Here is a 16600-nt window from a genome sequence, read left to right on the forward strand (position 1 = left end):
TCCTTCTCCCCCCTGTGGGACAAGGTGGCCGAGCGAAGCTCGGTCGGATGAGGGGTGCTGGAATGATCGCTAGCTTGAAGAACTAAGCACTTAAAATCCGTCGGTCTTTTTACGCTGCATTTCTTCCAGCACCCCTCATCCGTCTCGGCGCTGCGCGCCGATCCACCTTCTCCCACAAGGGGAGAAGGCAAGTCCGGTGATGTCGCTTTTGCCGCTGCCTTGACCTGCTTGATGGGCGATCCTCGGTCATGACGATTCTCGAGCGCGACCAGGACAAGAGCGGCCTAAGGCAGCTGGCGCCGTCGATCGCCATTGCCAGCATCCTTTTGTCGATGGCGCTGATCGCCGTCGGCAATGGGCTGATGTTCGCCTATATCCCAGTCCGGCTCGGCGCCGAGGGCTTCGATCCGACATGGGCGGGGCTGATCGTCACCGGCCTTTCGGCTGGCGGCCTTGCCGGTTGCATCCTGACCGGGCCGCTGGTGCGGCGTGTCGGCCATGCCCGCGTGTTCATGGTGCTGTCGGCACTGATCGTGCTGTCCAACGCCGCGGTCGGCGCCGGGCCGCACCCCTTGCCATGGATCGCTGCACGGGCACTCTACGGCTTTGCCATATGCGGCCTGTTCATCGTCGCGCAGAGCTGGCTGAACGATGTCGTCGCCAACGCCATCCGCGGCCGGGTCATGGCCATCTTCTACGTTGCCTATGTCGCCGGGCTCGGCGTCGGTTATTCGACGCTGGCGTTGATCGATATCCGCGCGGCCGATGCGCCGCTGATCGGCATTGCCTTTACCGCGCTGTCGATCCTTCCCGTCGGGCTGACGCGGCTCGCGCAGCCGCCGGCGCCGCAAGCGGCGTCCGTGGCGCTCGGCCGCGCCTGGCGGATCTCCCCGGTCGGCGTTGCCGGCATGCTTGCCGTCGGCGGCCTGTCGATGACGATCTCGGGTTTTGCGCCGATCCATGCCACGACCAAGGGCTACAGCCAGGCCGACGTCGCCTTGCTGCTTTCGGCAATGCCGGTCGGCACGCTGATCCTGCAGATTCCGCTCGGCTGGATTTCCGACCGCACCGACCGGCGCTTTGTGCTGATCGCGGCGTCGGCGCTTGCCGCCGCGGCGGGCCTGTTTGCCCTCGGTTTCGACGGCGGCGCGCTGGCGGCTCTGCTTGTCATCTATGTGGTCTGGGACGGCGCCTCGGAATCGATCTACTCGCTGGCCAGCGCCCATGCCGGTGACCGCGCCGGCAAGGACGACATGGTGGCGCTGTCGAGCTCGCTTTTGTTTGCCTGGTCGCTTTCCGGCTTCGTCGTACCCGGCATTGTGACCGGACTTTCCGCCGTCTACGGCACGCAGGCCTTCATCTATGTGGCAATCGTCATTGCCGCCGCCTACTGCCTGTTCGTTCTCTGGCGCGTCGTCATGGTGCGGCCGGTGCCCGCCACCGAGACCGGCAGTTTCGCGCCAATGACGGCGCAGGCGCCGTTGCCTGTCGATCTCGCCTTCGCGCCTGAAGATCAGCGCGGGCGCGGAGAGCTTTGAGGGGCATCCTGCCAGCTGGCTGCAACGCTCTATTGCTGCGTGGCTGAGGCCTCCGGCTGCGGCGCTTGCGGCGCCGGCGCCGGAATTGAAAGACCTTCGGCATCGAACGCCTGCTTGACCCCTTTGGTGAGGTCGATCTGGGCGGCGAAGAAATCGGCAGCCGCCGTCCAGTAGCGCAAGCTGATGGCGACGGTGCTGTCGCCGACGGTCGCGACAAAGGCGATCGGCGCAGGCTGCCGCCTGACGCGCCGGTCGGCGGCGGCAACGCCAAGCATGGTCTTCTGCGCAAAATCGATGTCGTTCCAGGAGCCGATGCTGAGCGTGATGTCGCCGCGCCGCACACCGTTGCGGGTGAAGTTGCGGACCGGCTGGTTCCACAGGGTCGAGTTGGGTGCAAGCACGTAGACGCCTTCGACCGTCCTCAGCGTTGTGGCAAACAGCCCGATCTCCTCGACGGTGCCGGATATCGCGCCGACTTCGACATATTCGCCGATGCGGAACGGCCGCAGCGCCAGGAGCATGATGCCGGCGGCAATGTTCTGCAGCGTGCCTTGCAGCGCCAGGCCGATGGCCAGGCCGGCGGCACCGATAGCGGCAATGATCGAAGCCGTCTGCACGCCGAACTGGCCGAGAACCATGATCACGACCAGTCCCAGGATGGCGTAGCGGACGACCTGCGAGAAGAAATGGCGGAGCGTTTCGTCGAAGCCGCTGATATGGCCGAGGCCGGCATAGATCGAACGCTCGGCGAGGCCGGCGACGATGTAGCCGATGACCAGCAGGATGACGGCGCCGACCGCCGAAAGCGAGTAGGAGACGATCAGCGTGCTGAGTTGCGCCAGGCCGGATTGCACGGTGAGGAGGGCGTTCTGGGGATCGATCGGCATGTCGGGATTCCGGTTCGTGGATGAGCCGATAACCGCTGCGGGGCGAGGCGGTTCCGATTTTCTGGCCCGAAAAGCCGGATATTCGGCCGCTGCCGGGTGCCTGCTTGCGAGCGGTGTCTTGAAACTGCAACCTAACTCTGCCTATCTAAGCAGTGTCACCTGATTTCAGAGGTGATTTGGTTGTTCTTGCTGCGAAAGGAAATACACTGAGAACAGCACTGCGGAAGAAGGCCGACATCGTGCCTTCGCCGGCCGGGATCAGCGTAAACGACGCCGTGTCCCGCGCCATCAAGACAGTCCTTGCCAGTCTGGAAGACTCCAAGGCCGAAAATATCGTCTCAATCGACATTCAGGGGAAATCGAGCCTCGGCGACTACATGGTCGTCGCGTCTGGCCGATCGCACCGTCATGTCTCGGCTGTTGCCGATCATCTCCTTAAGGCGCTCAAGGATGCCGGGCTCGGCACTGCGCGCGTCGAGGGGCTGGCTGGCGCCGACTGGGTCCTGATCGATTCGGGCGACATCATCGTCCATGTCTTCCGTCCCGAGGTCCGCGACTTCTACAATCTCGAAAAGATGTGGCAGGCGCCTGATCTCGAGGAGGAGACCCTCCACTGAGCCGTACTCGTCTTGATGCATGTCGTCGTCCGACATGCATCAGCGGCTCTTCGAGGCAGGGATGAAGATTACGGTTCATGCCGTGGGCCGAATGAAAGCCGGCCCCGAGAAGCAGTTGGCCGACCGCTATTTCGAGCGTTTTGCCAGGAGCGGTCCTGCCGTAGGCCTCGAATTCGCTGGGATCGTCGAGATTGCGGAAGGTCGCGCGCAGACGGCCGATGAGCGCCGGCGCGAGGAAGGCCAGAAGCTGCAGACGCACTTGCAACCGGGCACGGCGCTGATGCTGCTGGATGAGCGCGGCAAGAACCTTTCCTCCGAGGATTTCGCCGGCCGCATAGGTTCGCTGCGCGATGGCGGGCGCAAGGCGCTGGTGATCGCCATTGGCGGCGCCGACGGCCATGACCAGTCACTGCGCGACCTGGCTGATCTGACGGTGTCGCTCGGCGCGCTTACCTGGCCGCATCAGCTGGTCCGCGTGATGCTGGGCGAGCAGCTTTACCGGGCGGCCACGATCCTTTCCGGTCACCCCTACCATCGTTCATGAAGTCGGCTCCGTCGGCGAATTGATGCCAGCCGCCCGGATTTTTGCCCCAATGCTCATCGACAGTTTGGGCTCATGGGGTTTGCGGATGGCGGCCGGGGCTCGAACATGGTTGATGGTTCGTTAACGAAGCCGCGCATAGAGTTAGGCTTCAATGTCTGAAGACTGGAAATCACGAACGGGCTCCTGGCGCGTGCGCTACGGCATCGCCGTGGCGACGATCGCGCTTTCGCTCGGCGTCGCGCGGGCCGAGAACACGCTCGACCTGGCGCCCGACCCGGACCAGAGCCGCGCCGAATACGAAAAAGTATCGAAAGAGATCACGCTGTCGTCCGAGCGGCTGGCCAAGCTCGCAGCCGACATAGCGGCGGTCAAGAAGGACCACGCCTCGATCACCGCGGCGCTGATCCAGTCGGCGATGACCGAGCAGAAGCTCGGCCAGGACATCGAGGACATCGGCGGCAAGCTGGAAGGGCTGAAGGCGCAGGGGCAGAAGATCCGCGCCTCACTGGCCGCCAGACGCGACGTTCTGGCCGAAGTCCTCGGCGCGCTGCAGCGCATGGGGCTCAATCCGCCGCCGGCGATCCTGGTCAAGCCGGAGGACGCATTGTCGTCGGTGCGCAGCGCCATCCTGCTCGGTGCCGTGGTGCCGGAACTGCGCCAGCAGACCGACATGTTGCTGGCCGACCTCAAGGAGCAGTCGCGGGTGACGGCCTCGATCGAGGCCGAGCGGGCGCGGCTGACGGCAGCTGTCGGCGAGCAGGCGGCGGAAAAAAAGCGGCTCGGCATGCTGCTCGAAGCGAAGCAGAAGCTCGCCGCCGATACGCAAACCGCGCTGGCCGTCGAAAAGCAGCGGTCCGCGACGCTGGCGGCCAAGGCCGGCAGCCTGAAAGAACTGATCGCCTCGCTCGAGGCCGACAGAGCCCGCAAGGCGGCGGATGCGGCCAAGGCAGCCGAGCAAAAGACGGCCGACGCCGACAAGGGCCCGGTATCGGCTGCGGCGCCGACGGAATTGGCCTCGCTGCCGGTGCCGGAGAGCAACAGGCTCACCGCTGCCGCGCCGTTTTCCGCGCTTCAAGGGCAGATCGCGCTGCCGGTCACCGGCAGGATCAAGCGGCGCTTCGGGGCCGACGACGGTAACGGCGCGATGATGCTCGGTGACATGGTTGCGACACAATCGGGAGCCATCGTCACAGCGCCGGCGGATGGAAATGTGCTTTATGCGGGGCCTTTCCGCTCTTACGGTCAACTCTTGATCCTGAATGCGGGTGACGGCTATCATGTCGTCCTGGCGGGGATGAGCAGAATCAGCGTCGCGTCTGGCCAGTCGGTGCTCGCAGGTGAGCCGGTCGGCGCGATGGGAGAGGCCCGGGTGGCGAGCACCTCGGCATCGAAGAATGGAAATGCCACGCCGGAGCTCTATGTCGAGTTCCGCAAGGATGGAAAACCCGTCGATCCGGCCCCATGGTGGGCGGACCGTTTTTCTGGAAGGACGTGAATGATGCGGAAACTGTCGCTTCTGTTTGCCGGTGCGCTGATGGGTGCATCGGCGATGAGCCTGGTCTATGGCGCGCCCGGCTCGACAGCGAAAGCTGCGGGCTCCGAGACCTATAAGCAACTGGCGATCTTCGGCGATATCTTCGAACGGGTGCGGGCGAATTATGTGACGCCGCCCGACGACAAGTCGCTGGTTGAAAATGCCATCAACGGCATGCTGTCGTCGCTCGACCCGCACTCCTCCTACATGAATGCCGAAGAAGCGCAGGACATGCGCGTGCAGACCAAGGGCGAATTCGGCGGCCTCGGCATCGAGGTCACCATGGAGAACGACCTGGTCAAGGTGATCACGCCGATCGACGATACGCCGGCCGCCAAGGCAGGCGTGCTCGCCGGCGACTATATCGCCAAGATCGACGGCGAGGAGGTCCGCGGCCTGACGCTCAACGACGCCGTCGAGAAGATGCGCGGGCTGGTCAATACGCCGATCAAGCTCACCATCCTGCGCCAGGGCGCCGACAAGCCGATCGAACTGACGGTCGTGCGCGACATCATCAAGGTCAAGGCGGTCAAGTTCCGGGTCGAAAACGACATCGGCTACATGAAGATCACCTCCTTTACCGAAAAAACCTATGACGACCTCGAGAATGCCATCGACACCATCAAGAAGCAGGTGCCGAACGACAAGCTCAAGGGCTACGTGCTCGACCTGCGCCTCAATCCGGGCGGTTTGCTCGACCAGGCGGTGAGCGTGTCGGATGCCTTCCTCGACCGTGGCGAGATCGTCTCGACGCGCGGCCGCGACCCGAAGGACGTCACCCGCTTCGACGCGCGGGCCGGCGACGACATCGGCGGCAAGCCGCTGATCGTGCTCGTCAATGGCGGCTCGGCCAGTGCCTCGGAAATCGTCGCCGGCGCACTGCAGGATCTGCGCCGCGCCACGGTGGTCGGCACGCAATCCTTCGGCAAGGGTTCGGTGCAGACCATCATCCCGCTTGGCGAGAACGGGGCGCTGCGGCTGACGACGGCGCTCTATTACACGCCGTCCGGCAAGTCGATCCAGGGCAAGGGCATCACGCCCGACATCAAGGTCGACCAGCCGCTGCCGGCGGAACTGCAGGGCAGGGACCTGACGCGCGGCGAATCTGACCTCAAGGGCCATATCAAGGGCGCCGACGAAAGCACGACCGGTTCGGGTTCGGCAGCCTATGTGCCGCCGGAACCGAAGGACGATTTGCAGCTCATCTATGCCGAGCAGCTGCTGCGCGGCCAGAAGACGGATCCGGCGTTCCCGCCGAATCCGCAAAAGGCCGTGTTGAACCAGTAAGGGCAGGCAAGCCGGGCCAAACAGGTCTGGCTGCCTGGGCGAAGCGATGCGATGCTGCCGGGGCCGCGAGGCTCCGGCAGTTTGATTCGGGGGCCGCGGCCGGCATGCTGCGCGTCCAGTGAAGCAAGGGGACGCGCCGACATTTTGGATTTTGCGCCTCCGGAGAAGGTTTCACTTCGGGGATGCGCGCCGGGGATGCGGGCTTGGCTGATATCGGCAAGGACATAGAACGACCTCTCGGACAGGCGATCCGGCTGCCGCGCTCAGGCAGCGGGATCAGCGCCGGTACGGTCGCGGCCGCGCTTGTCGTGCTGTCCGTGGTCGGCGTCTCCAGCGCCATCGCCTTGCGAGACAAGCCGTTCCGGAAGCTGCAAGAAGCAGCCGTTTCGACGCCGAAGACGCCGGCGGCGGATACCGCCGCCGCGCCCGCCAAGGCGACACCCGAAATGGCTGCGCCAAGCAACGCAAGCGGGACCAACATAAGCGGGCCGAAGACGGGCGGTCCGCAGATCATCCATGTCCAGACCGAGGGGGGCGACGCTCCACCCGAGGCGGCCATAGTCATTCGCGACCCTTCGACGATCGGCCAGAACCTCAGGATCGCGCATATTCCCGACAAGGCGCTGGTCGAGGCCAGCGAAACCGGTCCGTTGCCGATCCGCGCCGCCGACGGCAGGCGCCCGTTCGATGTCTATGCGCGGCCGTGGTCCGGGGCTCGCGGTGCACGCGTCGCGCTCGTCATCGGCGGGCTTGCCGTGTCGCAGACCGGCACGCAGGCAGCCATCGCCAAGCTGCCGGCGGAAGTGACGCTGGCCTTCGCGCCGCAAGGCAACAGCATCGGCCGCTGGATGCAGGTGGCGCGGCAGAGCGGCCATGAGGTCATCATGCAGGTACCGCTTGAGCCGTTCGACTATCCGAACGTCAATCCCGGCCGTAACACGCTGACCGTGGCTGCAACGCCGGACGAGAATTTGAAGAATTTACGCTGGGCGCTGTCGCGAACGACCAACTACACCGGCGTCATGAACTATATGGGCGCCCGCTTTTCGGCCGACGCGACGGCGATGGGGCCGTTGATGGCCGAGCTTGGCAAGCGTGGTCTGGCCTATGTCGACGACGGTTCGTCGGCGCGCAGCCTGGCACCCGAACTGGCGCTGAAGGACGGCGTGCCGTTCGTCGGCGGCGATACGGCGATCGATGCGGTGCAGGACCGCGGCGCCATATTGAAGAAACTGGATGGGCTGGAAGCGACGGCACGGGCGAAAGGATTTGCCGTCGGCATCGGCTCGGCTTTCGACCTGACGGTGGATACCGTGTCTTCCTGGGTGACCGAGGCCAAGAAGCGCGGCATCGAGATCGTGCCGGTTTCGGCGGTGGCCATAGATCCGGAAAAAGGCTGAGATGACAAAGAACAAGCTCGTTGAGCCCGAGACGCTGCCCTACCGGCCCTGCATAGGGGTGATGGTCCTCAATGAGGCCGGCCTGGTCTGGGTCGGCCGTCGCATTGCCGAGCCGGACAGCGAATTCGCTGGAACGACGCAGCTCTGGCAGATGCCGCAGGGCGGCATCGATGATGGCGAGGAGCCGCTGCCCGCGGCGGCGCGTGAACTTTACGAAGAGACCGGCATGCGCTCGGTGTCGCTGCTGGCCGAGGCGCCGCACTGGATCAAATACGACCTGCCGGCGCATCTGGTCGGCGTCGCCTTCAAGGGACGATATCGCGGCCAGACGCAGAAATGGTTTGCCTTCCGTTTCCACGGCGACGAAAGCGAGATCGCGATCAATCCGCCGCCGGGTGGCCACAAGGCCGAGTTCGACCGGTGGGCGTGGCGGCCGATGCTGGAATTGCCGGGCCTGATCGTGCCGTTCAAGCGCAAGGTCTACGAAGACGTGGTGGCGGCGTTCCGGCACCTGGTGGCGTAGCCGCCGGCCTTCCGTTAAAACAGGTCGGCATGAACAACATCTCCAGCAAATCTCTTCCGCCGACCGTCACCCTGAGCGAACCGATCAGCGAAGCCGCGGCAGGGGCGATCCTGACCATCGATCTCGGCGCCGTCCGTGAGAACTACCGGCGGCTGAAGGCGCGGCTGGGCGGCGTCGGCTGTGCTGGAGTGGTCAAGGCCGACGGCTATGGGATTGGCGCGGCGCCGGTGGCGGCGGCGCTGATGGGTGAGGGCTGTAATACTTTCTTTGTTGCGCATTTGGCCGGCGGCATCTTGCTGCGCAAGGCGCTCGGCTCAGATCCGGCCATTTATGTGCTGAACGGCATTCCGCCGGGTGCGGAAACGGAAGCGGTTGTGGCAGGGCTTTGCACCGTACTCAACAGCGCCAGCCAACTCGCGGCATGGCGCGAGATGGCCGGGCGGGTGGGCCGTAAGTTGCCGGCCGCCCTCCAGGTCGACAGCGGCATGTCGCGGCTCGGCATGACGCCATCCGAGGTGAAGGCAGTTGCGCAGGATCCGCAGGCTTTCGACGGTGTCGAACTGACCTTCGTGATGAGCCATCTCGCCTGCGCCGATGAACCCGAGCAGCCGGCCAACGAGCGGCAGCGGCTGGAATTCGAACGGCTGCGCCGGATGCTGCCGGAAGCGCCGGCTTCCCTTGCCAATTCATCAGGCATTTTTCTCGGGCAGCGCTATCACTACGACCTCGTTCGTCCGGGTGCCGCTCTCTATGGTGTCAATCCGACGCCGGCGAAGGACAATCCGATGCTGCCGGTGGTGCGATTGCAGGCCAAGGTCATCCAGACGCGGATATTGGAGGCCGGCGCCGGTGTCGGCTACGGTCACACTTTCCACGCCAAGGCCCCGCTTGCCGCGGCGACGATTTCGCTCGGCTACGGCGATGGCTGGCATCGACGCGCCGCTTCCGCCGCCTGGCTCGAAAATGTGCGGCTGCCCTTCGTCGGCCGGGTTTCGATGGATTCGATCATCCTCGACATTTCCGCATTGCCGCCCGGCAGGCTGAAGGCCGGCGACCTCGTCGAACTCATCGGACCGTCGTCGCAGACGGTGGACCAGGTAGCCGGCCAGGCCGGCACCATCGGCTATGAGGTCTTGACCAGCCTCGGCCACCGTTTCCACCGGCGCTATGTGAATGGCTAGGACGCAAGGTTGTTGTCCTCACGCATGTCTTTTCCCTAAGCATCGGCACTTGGCTGACGCCACAGAATCCGGCAGACATGAGGCGGCGATGATCCCGGTCTCGAATCCCGACGAGATGCCGCCGCGGAGAACCAAACGATGAAGATCTTCGTGCTGGGCGGCGGCGTGATCGGGGTCACCACCGCCTATTTTCTTGCCGAGGCCGGTCATCAGGTGACGGTGATCGATCGCCAGAAAGGCCCGGCGCTGGAAACCAGCTTTGCCAATGCCGGCGAGATCTCGCCCGGCTATGCCTCGCCCTGGGCCGGGCCCGGCGTTCCGCTGAAAGCCATCAAATGGCTTTTGATGAAGCACGGTCCACTGGTGGTGCGACCGGCCCTCGATCCGCATATGTGGATATGGCTGGTCAAGATGCTGCGCAATTGCACGGCTGAACGCTACGCGCTGAACAAGGCGCGCATGGTGCCGCTGGCCGAGTACAGCCGCGACACGCTGAAGGCGCTGCGCGAGGCGACCGGCATCGCCTATGACGAGCGCGCCAAGGGCACGCTGCAGCTCTTCCGAACGCAAAAGCAGCTCGACGGCGTCGGCGGCGATGTCGAGGTGCTGAAGGCCTATGGCGTCCCCTACGAGGTCCTCGACCCCGACGGCTGCATTGCGGCCGAGCCTGGGCTGGCCGGCGTGCGCGAAAAATTCGTCGGTGGCCTGCGGTTGCCCGGCGACGAAACCGGCGACTGCAAGATGTTCACCGACAGGCTTGCCGAGCTTTGCGCAGCACGCGGCGTCACCTTCGAATACGACACGGAGATACGGCGCGTCGTCAAGAAGCGCGATCGCATCACCAACATCAGCACCAGCAAGGGCTGGATGGTCGCCGATGCCTATGTGATGGCGATGGGCAGCTATTCGGCACGGTTCATGCGCATGCTGAAGCGGCCCATCCCGGTCTACCCGGTCAAGGGCTATTCGATCACCCTGCCGATCAAGGACGCCGCCGCTGCACCGGTCTCGACCGTGATGGACGAGAGCTACAAAGTAGCGATCACCCGGCTCGGCGACCGTATCCGGGTCGGCGGCACGGCGGAGATTTCCGGCTTCGACCTGCGGCTGCATGAATCGCGGCGCCGCACGCTCGAACATTCGGTCGGCGACCTGTTTCCGGGCAGCGGCGACATGCGATCGGCGACCTTCTGGTGCGGGCTGCGGCCGATGACACCGGACGGGCCGCCGCTGATCGGCCGCACCGATTTCTCCAATCTCTATCTCAACACTGGCCATGGCACACTCGGCTGGACCATGGCCTGCGGCTCGGCCAAAGTTCTGGCCGACATCATCTCCAGCCGGGTGCCCGACATCGACGTCGGCGATCTCGGGCCCGGACGATACGCCAAGTAAGACGCCCACCAGCTAAGACAGCCAGCGGCCGGCAGGCTCACGCGAACAAACCCCTGTCCCGTTCGACGGCCTTGGTAATGAAGCTCGCGACGACCTGGACGCGGCGCAGCGGCCTGACCGATTCATGATAGACCAGCCAGTAGGCGCGGCGGATGGGTGCGACGATATCGAGAGGCACCAGCTCCGGCATCGAGCGGGCAACGAAGGTGTGCAGGATGCCGATGCCGGCGCCGGAACGCACCGCTTCGGCCTGGCCGAGCGCGGAGGAAATGGCGAAGCTGGTCCGCCAGTCGGGGCTGAATTCGGCCGCGTAGTCGAGCGAGGGACTGACGATCAGGTCCGGCACGTAGCCGATCAGCGTATGCTGGCCTAGCTCGGCGGCGGTTCCGGGCAGGCCATGGGTGTCGGCGTAGGCACGCGACGCGAACAGGCCGAGCGTGTAGTCGACCAGCTTTCCCGCCACCAGGCGGCCTTCCGTCGGCCGTTCGACGGTGATGGCAATGTCAGCCTCGCGCCGGGACAAAGAGAAGGAGCGTGGCACCGGCACCAGCTGGATGGTGAGCTCACGGTGCAGAGCGGTCAGCGCGCCGAGGCGCCTGGCCAGGAAGGCGACGCCAAAGCCGTCCGGCGCGCCGATGCGCACGGTGCCCGAGATGTCGTCGCCTTCGCCTGAAACGGTCGAGCGCGCGGCGATCATGTCGCCCTCCATGCGTTCGGCAATCTCGAGGAAACGCTCGCCCGCCGGCGTCAGCTCGCTGCCGGTGGTAAGCCGGCGAAACAGTTTTGTCCTGAGCGCTGCCTCGAGGGCGGCAATGCGGCGCGAGACGGTCGCGTGATTAAGCTCCAGCCGCCTGGCGGCGCCGAGGATCTGGCCGGCCCGCGCTACGGCAAGGAAGATACGGGCATCATCCCAGTTCATGAGGGTCCTGGCGATAACGATCAAAACCGCGTTCCTTCGCGCCCCCCTCTGTCCTGCCGGACATCTCCCCCTCAAGGGGGGAGATTGGCAGTTTCGCCGCAGGCGTCTTTCTTGCCGCGGTGAAGATTTCCGAAGGCGGGCGTGACAGCCAATCTCCCCCCTTGAGGGGGAGATGTCCGGCAGGACAGAGGGGGGCGGTGAAGGAACTCAATCTCAATCCTTGCTGCTGGGGACCTGCATTCTTCCTATTTGCGAGAATTGATGCTCTGCCGTCAACCGCTATCTATTTTCTGCACAACGGTTGCGTTTTCGCTCGCGTTGCCATCGCTCCCGCAAAGGCGGACAATGCCTCATCACGAACCAGGGAGAGAGACCATGATCGAATACGGTCATTTCATCGGCGGCAAGCGCGTCGCCGGAACCAGCGGCCGCAAGCAGGACGTCATGCAGCCGATGGACGGCACGGTGCGCGGCACGGTGGCGCTGGCTTCGCAGGCGGAATTGCGTGCGGCGGTCGAAAACGCCAAGGCCGCACAGCCCGGCTGGGCGGCGACCAATCCGCAGCGGCGCGTACGCGTCCTGATGCGGTTCCTCGAGCTGGTCGCCAAGGAGTATGACGCGCTGGCCGAGATATTGGCGCGCGAACACGGCAAGACCATCGCCGACGCCAAGGGCGACATCCAGCGCGGCCTCGAAGTGGTCGAGGTCTGCATCGGTGCGCCGCATATGATGAAGGGCGAGTTCACCGATGGCGCCGGCCCCGGCATCGACGTCTATTCGATGCGCCAGCCGCTCGGCGTCGTCGCCGGCATCACACCGTTCAATTTTCCGGCGATGATCCCGCTGTGGAAGATCGCGCCGGCCATCGCCTGTGGCAATGCCTTCATTCTCAAGCCGTCCGAACGCGACCCGGGCGTGCCGATGCGCATTGCCGAACTGTTCATCGAGGCCGGTCTGCCGGCGGGCATCCTCAATGTCGTCAATGGCGACAAGGAAGTGGTCGACGCCATCCTCGACGATGCTGACATCAAGGCCATCGGTTTCGTCGGCTCGACACCGATCGCCCAGTACATTTATTCGCGCGGCTGCGCTGCCGGCAAGCGCGTGCAGTGCTTCGGCGGTGCCAAGAATCACATGATCATCATGCCGGATGCCGACATGGACCAAACCGTCGACGCGCTGATCGGCGCCGGCTACGGCTCGGCCGGCGAGCGCTGCATGGCGATCTCGGTGGCCGTCCCGGTCGGCAACGACACCGCCAACCGGCTGATGGAAAGACTGGTGCCGCGCGTCGAGAGCCTGAAGGTCGGTCCGTCGACGGATTCTTCCGCCGATTTCGGCCCGCTGGTCACGGCGCAGGCGCTGGAGCGGGTCAAGTCCTATGTCGACACCGGCGTCAAGGAAGGCGCCAGGTTGGTCGTCGACGGCCGCGGCTTCTCCATGCAGGGCTACGAGAACGGCTACTATATGGGCGGCTGCCTGTTCGACAATGTGACCGCCGACATGCGCATCTACAAGGAAGAGATCTTCGGGCCGGTGCTCTCGGTCGTTCGCGCACCGACCTACGAGAACGCCATCAAGCTCGCCAACGAGCACGAGATGGGCAATGGCGTCGCCATCTTCACCCGCGACGGCGACGCGGCGCGCGACTTCGCCTCGCGGGTTCAGGTCGGCATGGTCGGCATCAACGTGCCGATCCCGGTGCCGATCGCCTACTACACCTTTGGCGGCTGGAAGGCGTCCTCCTTCGGCGACCTCAACCAGCACGGGCCGGACGCGTTCCGCTTCTACACCAAGACCAAGACGGTAACGTCGCGCTGGCCGTCCGGCGTGAAGGACGGTGCCGAGTTCGTCATCCCGACGATGAACTGACCGAACGGTTTCTGTCAGCGCGTCCTCGCCTTCGGCTTGGGGCGCGCTGGCCGGCGTGAAGGATGGCGCCGAATTCGTCACCCCGACGATGAACTGATCCAAATCGCAGAAAGCAAGAAAAGGCCCGGGCACCAAGCTCGGGCCTTTTTGCCGCGGTCTTCATCGGCATGAACACTAATGTGATGGAACCAAGAAGGCAGCAATCTTCTTAGGTTGCAGTCCTGCCGCGAAGGAGATGCTGGCAGATCAACCAACGGCGCTGGTGACGGCTCCGGGGGATATCGTCCGGCGCAAAGGAGGTGTCAGATGGCACGTCTCATGGCGACTATAGCTTGCGCTGCGATGGCCCTTTCCGCCGTCCCGGCAATGGCTGCCGAGCAATGTGCGGCACGCGCCGATATGGTCAAGGCGCTCGGCGAGAAGTTTCATGAAAACCCGAGCGCGGTCGGCGTCGTCAATCCGAATGTGGTGCTTGAAGTCTTCGTTTCCGACAAGGGCACATGGACCATCCTCGCCAGCGACACAAAAGGTCAAAGCTGCGTGATTTCAGTCGGCGAAGGCTGGGAGAGCGCGATGACGAAAGCGGCGCTGCCAGGCACCTGAACGATTTATCACGGGTCTGCGCGCCTCGGCATGGCCGCGCGGCCTGTGGCTCATTCTTTCGGCGACAGCCGTAAAACGGATCTGCAGGCGCCCGCTTGGGCGCCTGCTTGCGCTTTTCCATTATCGATACCATATATCGAGAACATAATGGGAACATCTTAAATCGTTCCCACCAATGGCAGACCGGAACACAGAAAGGAACGACGCGATGATGATGACGTCGGAACCGGCCTGGATCGCTCCGGCAAAATGAGGCCGTCAAACCCCTCCTTTGCCGGAACGTGATGGCAAAGGAGGTGCCCTATGGCACGCAAATCGCTGTTGAGATGGGTGAAAACCCTGGTTCTTGCTGGCGCATTGGCGGTGGGTACGAACACCGCAGGCGCGCAATATCAACACTGCGTTGAACATGGCGAGCTCGTCGCCCATTTGAGCGAGAAGTTCCAGGAAAGGCAGTTTGCTTTGGGGCTGATCGGTCATGAGGCGGTCATGGAAGTCTTTGTCGCCGAGACCGGAACCTGGACCATCGTCGTCACCGATATCGCCGGCAGAAGCTGCATCGTCGCGGCCGGCGACAATTGGGAAAACGTGATGGCCCTGCCCGGCCAGGGCGCATGACGAAATGGCAGGCTCAGCGTGTGGCAGCTGCCTCGGCATGGCCGCGCAAAAGCGCCATCAGGCGCTTGGCGTCCTTGGCCGCGGCATCTTCGTCGCCGGCGAGGATCGAACGGATCAGTGCGACATGGTGCTCGGCGGATTCGGCCAATCCGGTATCGGCCTTGTAGCGGAACCAGAAGCGACGGCTATGGGTTTGCAAGGGTGCCGCCAGGCGCGCGGCGAACGGGTTGTCGGCAGCCAGCGCCAGCGCCTCGTCAAGCGCCTTGTCGGCCTGGATAAAGTAGAACACATTTTCCGAAATCACCGCCTTTTGCATGGCAAGGGCAGCGTCATGGAACAGGTCGGCGGCCTCGCGGGTAACGAAGCGGGCGGCCGAGCGGGCAAGCACCACCTCGACGCCACGGCGGGCGTCGAGGACACGCAGCCAGTCGCCGGGGTGAAGCGGCGCGATGGCGATGCCGGCGCGCGGCCGGACCTCGAGCAGCCCCTCCCAGGCCAGCCGCTGGATTGCTTCGCGAACCGGGGTGCGGCCGAGGCCGAGCCTGTCAATCAGCGCCCCCTCGGTGATGAAGCTCGCCGGCGCCAGTTCGAGAGTTACGATCATGTGCTCGAGCCTGCGGTAGGCCTTCGCAGTTGCCGGCTCGGAGCCCGGGCTGTCATATACCAATGCGGCATCTCCTGATATATTGTTGATATATCATATCAGATTCAACGTTGACAGCCGGCTTCTTAAGAAATATACGACTGATATATCAGATGGAGCGATCGACATGTGGGCCGGAGTCTTCCCCGCCGTTACGACCAAATTCACCGAGGACGACGGCCTCGACCATGCCGAGATGGAGCGCTGCTTTGCGCTGCAGATGGAGGCCGGCTGTGACGGCATCATCGTCTGCGGGTCGCTCGGCGAAGGCCCGATGCTGTCGCACGACGAGAAGATCGCGGTGCTGAAGACCGCGCAGAAGATCGCCGGCAAGAAACCGGTGCTGTTGACGGTCAACGAGGCCGGTACACGCGAGGCGGCGGCGATCGCGCGCCGCGCCGCCAAGGAAGGCGCCAACGGTTTGATGGTGGTGCCGAGCCCGATCTACCATACCAATGCCGAGGAGACGGTCGCGGCACTCAGCGCCGTCGCCGCGGCCGGCGACCTGCCGGTGATGATCTACTCCAACCGGCTTGCCTACCGCGTCGACGTCACCGTCGACCAGATGGAGGAGTTGGCGAAGGACCAACGCTTCGTCGCCATAAAAGAGTCCTCCGACGACATCCGCCGCTCGACCGAGATCATCAACCGCCTCGGCGACCGCTACGACCTGTTCACCGGCGTAGACAATCTCGCCTTCGAGGCGCTGTCGGTCGGCGCCATCGGCTGGGTGGCGGGCCTGGTCACCGCGTTCCCGCGCGAGACCGTCGCCATCTACCAGCTGATGCGACAGGGCCGCCGCGAGGAGGCGTTGAAGATCTACCGCTGGTTCCGGCCGCTGCTCGACCTCGACGTTTCGACCTATCTGGTGCAGAACATCAAGCTTGCCGAAGTGCTGGCGATCAACACCAACGACCGCGTGCGCATGCCGCGCCAGCCATTGTCGGGCGAGCGGCGCAAGGCAGTCGAAAAGATCGTCAGGGATGCGCTGGCGGTGCGGCCAGAGCTGCCGACATTCTGATCCAGTCGCTTTGAAGGC

15 protein-coding genes and 1 pseudogene are annotated in these 16600 nt (G+C 64.4%); 13 read left to right on the forward strand and 3 right to left on the reverse strand.

Features of this window, described 5'->3' with window-relative positions:
- Nucleotides 1-248: 248 nt before the first annotated feature.
- Nucleotides 249-1538, forward strand: coding sequence for an MFS transporter (locus NKH04_RS02410; RefSeq protein WP_353044011.1), 1290 nt, complete (start codon nucleotides 249-251; stop codon nucleotides 1536-1538).
- Nucleotides 1539-1567: 29 nt separating this feature from the next.
- Here the strand turns inward: NKH04_RS02410 and NKH04_RS02415 are convergent, their stop codons facing one another.
- The gene (locus tag NKH04_RS02415; RefSeq protein WP_352471253.1) at nucleotides 1568-2425 is read right to left on the reverse strand and encodes a mechanosensitive ion channel family protein; all 858 of its coding nucleotides are present in this window, start codon (nucleotides 2423-2425) and stop codon (nucleotides 1568-1570) included.
- A 239-nt stretch (nucleotides 2426-2664) separates the two neighbouring features.
- Here NKH04_RS02415 and rsfS point away from each other — a divergent pair, with 239 nt between their 5' ends.
- The 8 genes and pseudogenes from rsfS to NKH04_RS02455 form a co-directional block, all read left to right on the forward strand.
- On the forward strand, nucleotides 2665-3042 hold the full coding sequence (gene rsfS / locus NKH04_RS02420) for a ribosome silencing factor (RefSeq protein ID WP_023678068.1): 378 nt from the start codon (nucleotides 2665-2667) through the stop codon (nucleotides 3040-3042).
- Nucleotides 3043-3103: 61 nt separating this feature from the next.
- Entirely contained in the window at nucleotides 3104-3586 is a 483-nt protein-coding gene (rlmH, locus tag NKH04_RS02425) for a 23S rRNA (pseudouridine(1915)-N(3))-methyltransferase RlmH (RefSeq protein ID WP_352833994.1), read from the forward strand.
- A gap of 151 nt (nucleotides 3587-3737) precedes the next feature.
- Nucleotides 3738-5081, forward strand: coding sequence for a murein hydrolase activator EnvC family protein (locus tag NKH04_RS02430; RefSeq protein ID WP_352817575.1), 1344 nt, complete (start codon nucleotides 3738-3740; stop codon nucleotides 5079-5081).
- Nucleotides 5082-6407, forward strand: a complete 1326-nt coding sequence (locus tag NKH04_RS02435) for a S41 family peptidase (protein ID WP_023678065.1) — start codon at nucleotides 5082-5084, stop codon at nucleotides 6405-6407.
- Nucleotides 6408-6610: 203 nt separating this feature from the next.
- Nucleotides 6611-7807, forward strand: a complete 1197-nt coding sequence (locus tag NKH04_RS02440; protein ID WP_352849967.1) for a divergent polysaccharide deacetylase family protein — start codon at nucleotides 6611-6613, stop codon at nucleotides 7805-7807.
- Between the two features lies 1 nt (nucleotide 7808).
- Nucleotides 7809-8330, forward strand: coding sequence for an RNA pyrophosphohydrolase (locus tag NKH04_RS02445; protein WP_352833990.1), 522 nt, complete (start codon nucleotides 7809-7811; stop codon nucleotides 8328-8330).
- Between the two features lie 29 nt (nucleotides 8331-8359).
- Complete coding sequence (gene alr, locus NKH04_RS02450; protein WP_352833988.1) at nucleotides 8360-9511, forward strand: alanine racemase; 1152 nt, start codon at nucleotides 8360-8362, stop codon at nucleotides 9509-9511.
- Between the two features lie 117 nt (nucleotides 9512-9628).
- Nucleotides 9629-10906: pseudogene (locus tag NKH04_RS02455) on the forward strand (D-amino acid dehydrogenase); the annotation flags it as partial.
- A gap of 37 nt (nucleotides 10907-10943) precedes the next feature.
- Here the strand turns inward: NKH04_RS02455 and NKH04_RS02460 are convergent.
- Nucleotides 10944-11825, reverse strand: coding sequence for a LysR family transcriptional regulator (locus NKH04_RS02460; protein ID WP_352613322.1), 882 nt, complete (start codon nucleotides 11823-11825; stop codon nucleotides 10944-10946).
- A 375-nt stretch (nucleotides 11826-12200) separates the two neighbouring features.
- On the opposite strand from NKH04_RS02460, the gene NKH04_RS02465 reads away from it, so the two are divergent.
- The 3 genes from NKH04_RS02465 to NKH04_RS02475 all read left to right on the forward strand — a co-directional run bounded on the left by NKH04_RS02465 (nucleotide 12201) and on the right by NKH04_RS02475 (nucleotide 14918).
- On the forward strand, nucleotides 12201-13697 hold the full coding sequence (locus tag NKH04_RS02465) for a CoA-acylating methylmalonate-semialdehyde dehydrogenase (protein WP_352831297.1): 1497 nt from the start codon (nucleotides 12201-12203) through the stop codon (nucleotides 13695-13697).
- 306 nt (nucleotides 13698-14003) lie between these two features.
- Nucleotides 14004-14300 carry a hypothetical protein gene (locus NKH04_RS02470; protein ID WP_352471247.1) on the forward strand — a complete coding sequence of 99 codons (297 nt, stop codon included), beginning with the start codon at nucleotides 14004-14006 and terminating at the stop codon, nucleotides 14298-14300.
- 303 nt (nucleotides 14301-14603) lie between these two features.
- Complete coding sequence (locus tag NKH04_RS02475; RefSeq protein ID WP_352471246.1) at nucleotides 14604-14918, forward strand: hypothetical protein; 315 nt, start codon at nucleotides 14604-14606, stop codon at nucleotides 14916-14918.
- Between the two features lie 13 nt (nucleotides 14919-14931).
- On the opposite strand, the gene NKH04_RS02480 is transcribed toward NKH04_RS02475, so the two are convergent.
- Nucleotides 14932-15522 (reverse strand): GntR family transcriptional regulator, encoded by a 591-nt coding sequence (locus tag NKH04_RS02480; RefSeq protein ID WP_502893709.1) that lies wholly within the window; start codon nucleotides 15520-15522, stop codon nucleotides 14932-14934.
- Between the two features lie 166 nt (nucleotides 15523-15688).
- On the opposite strand from NKH04_RS02480, the gene NKH04_RS02485 reads away from it, so the two are divergent.
- Nucleotides 15689-16582, forward strand: a complete 894-nt coding sequence (locus NKH04_RS02485) for a dihydrodipicolinate synthase family protein (protein ID WP_352471244.1) — start codon at nucleotides 15689-15691, stop codon at nucleotides 16580-16582.
- The last annotated feature ends 18 nt before the right edge of the window (nucleotides 16583-16600 follow it).

This window comes from Mesorhizobium sp. M1365 (assembly GCF_040317865.1).
In the GTDB taxonomy this organism is placed as follows: Bacteria; Pseudomonadota; Alphaproteobacteria; order Rhizobiales; family Rhizobiaceae; genus Mesorhizobium.

Excerpts from the sequence above, each read along its gene's own strand:
- NKH04_RS02410 (WP_353044011.1), top strand. The coding sequence starts at position 249 with ATGACGATTCTCGAGCGCGACCAGGACAAGAGCGGCCTAAGGCAGCTG.
- NKH04_RS02415 (WP_352471253.1), bottom strand. The coding sequence starts at position 2,425 with ATGCCGATCGATCCCCAGAACGCCCTCCTCACCGTGCAATCCGGCCTG.
- rlmH (WP_352833994.1), top strand. The coding sequence starts at position 3,104 with ATGAAGATTACGGTTCATGCCGTGGGCCGAATGAAAGCCGGCCCCGAG.
- NKH04_RS02430 (WP_352817575.1), top strand. The coding sequence starts at position 3,738 with ATGTCTGAAGACTGGAAATCACGAACGGGCTCCTGGCGCGTGCGCTAC.
- NKH04_RS02435 (WP_023678065.1), top strand. The coding sequence starts at position 5,082 with ATGATGCGGAAACTGTCGCTTCTGTTTGCCGGTGCGCTGATGGGTGCA.
- NKH04_RS02445 (WP_352833990.1), top strand. The coding sequence starts at position 7,809 with ATGACAAAGAACAAGCTCGTTGAGCCCGAGACGCTGCCCTACCGGCCC.
- alr (WP_352833988.1), top strand. The coding sequence starts at position 8,360 with ATGAACAACATCTCCAGCAAATCTCTTCCGCCGACCGTCACCCTGAGC.
- NKH04_RS02460 (WP_352613322.1), bottom strand. The coding sequence starts at position 11,825 with ATGAACTGGGATGATGCCCGTATCTTCCTTGCCGTAGCGCGGGCCGGC.
- NKH04_RS02465 (WP_352831297.1), top strand. The coding sequence starts at position 12,201 with ATGATCGAATACGGTCATTTCATCGGCGGCAAGCGCGTCGCCGGAACC.
- NKH04_RS02470 (WP_352471247.1), top strand. The coding sequence starts at position 14,004 with ATGGCACGTCTCATGGCGACTATAGCTTGCGCTGCGATGGCCCTTTCC.
- NKH04_RS02475 (WP_352471246.1), top strand. The coding sequence starts at position 14,604 with ATGGCACGCAAATCGCTGTTGAGATGGGTGAAAACCCTGGTTCTTGCT.
- NKH04_RS02480 (WP_502893709.1), bottom strand. The coding sequence starts at position 15,522 with ATGATCGTAACTCTCGAACTGGCGCCGGCGAGCTTCATCACCGAGGGG.
- NKH04_RS02485 (WP_352471244.1), top strand. The coding sequence starts at position 15,689 with ATGTGGGCCGGAGTCTTCCCCGCCGTTACGACCAAATTCACCGAGGAC.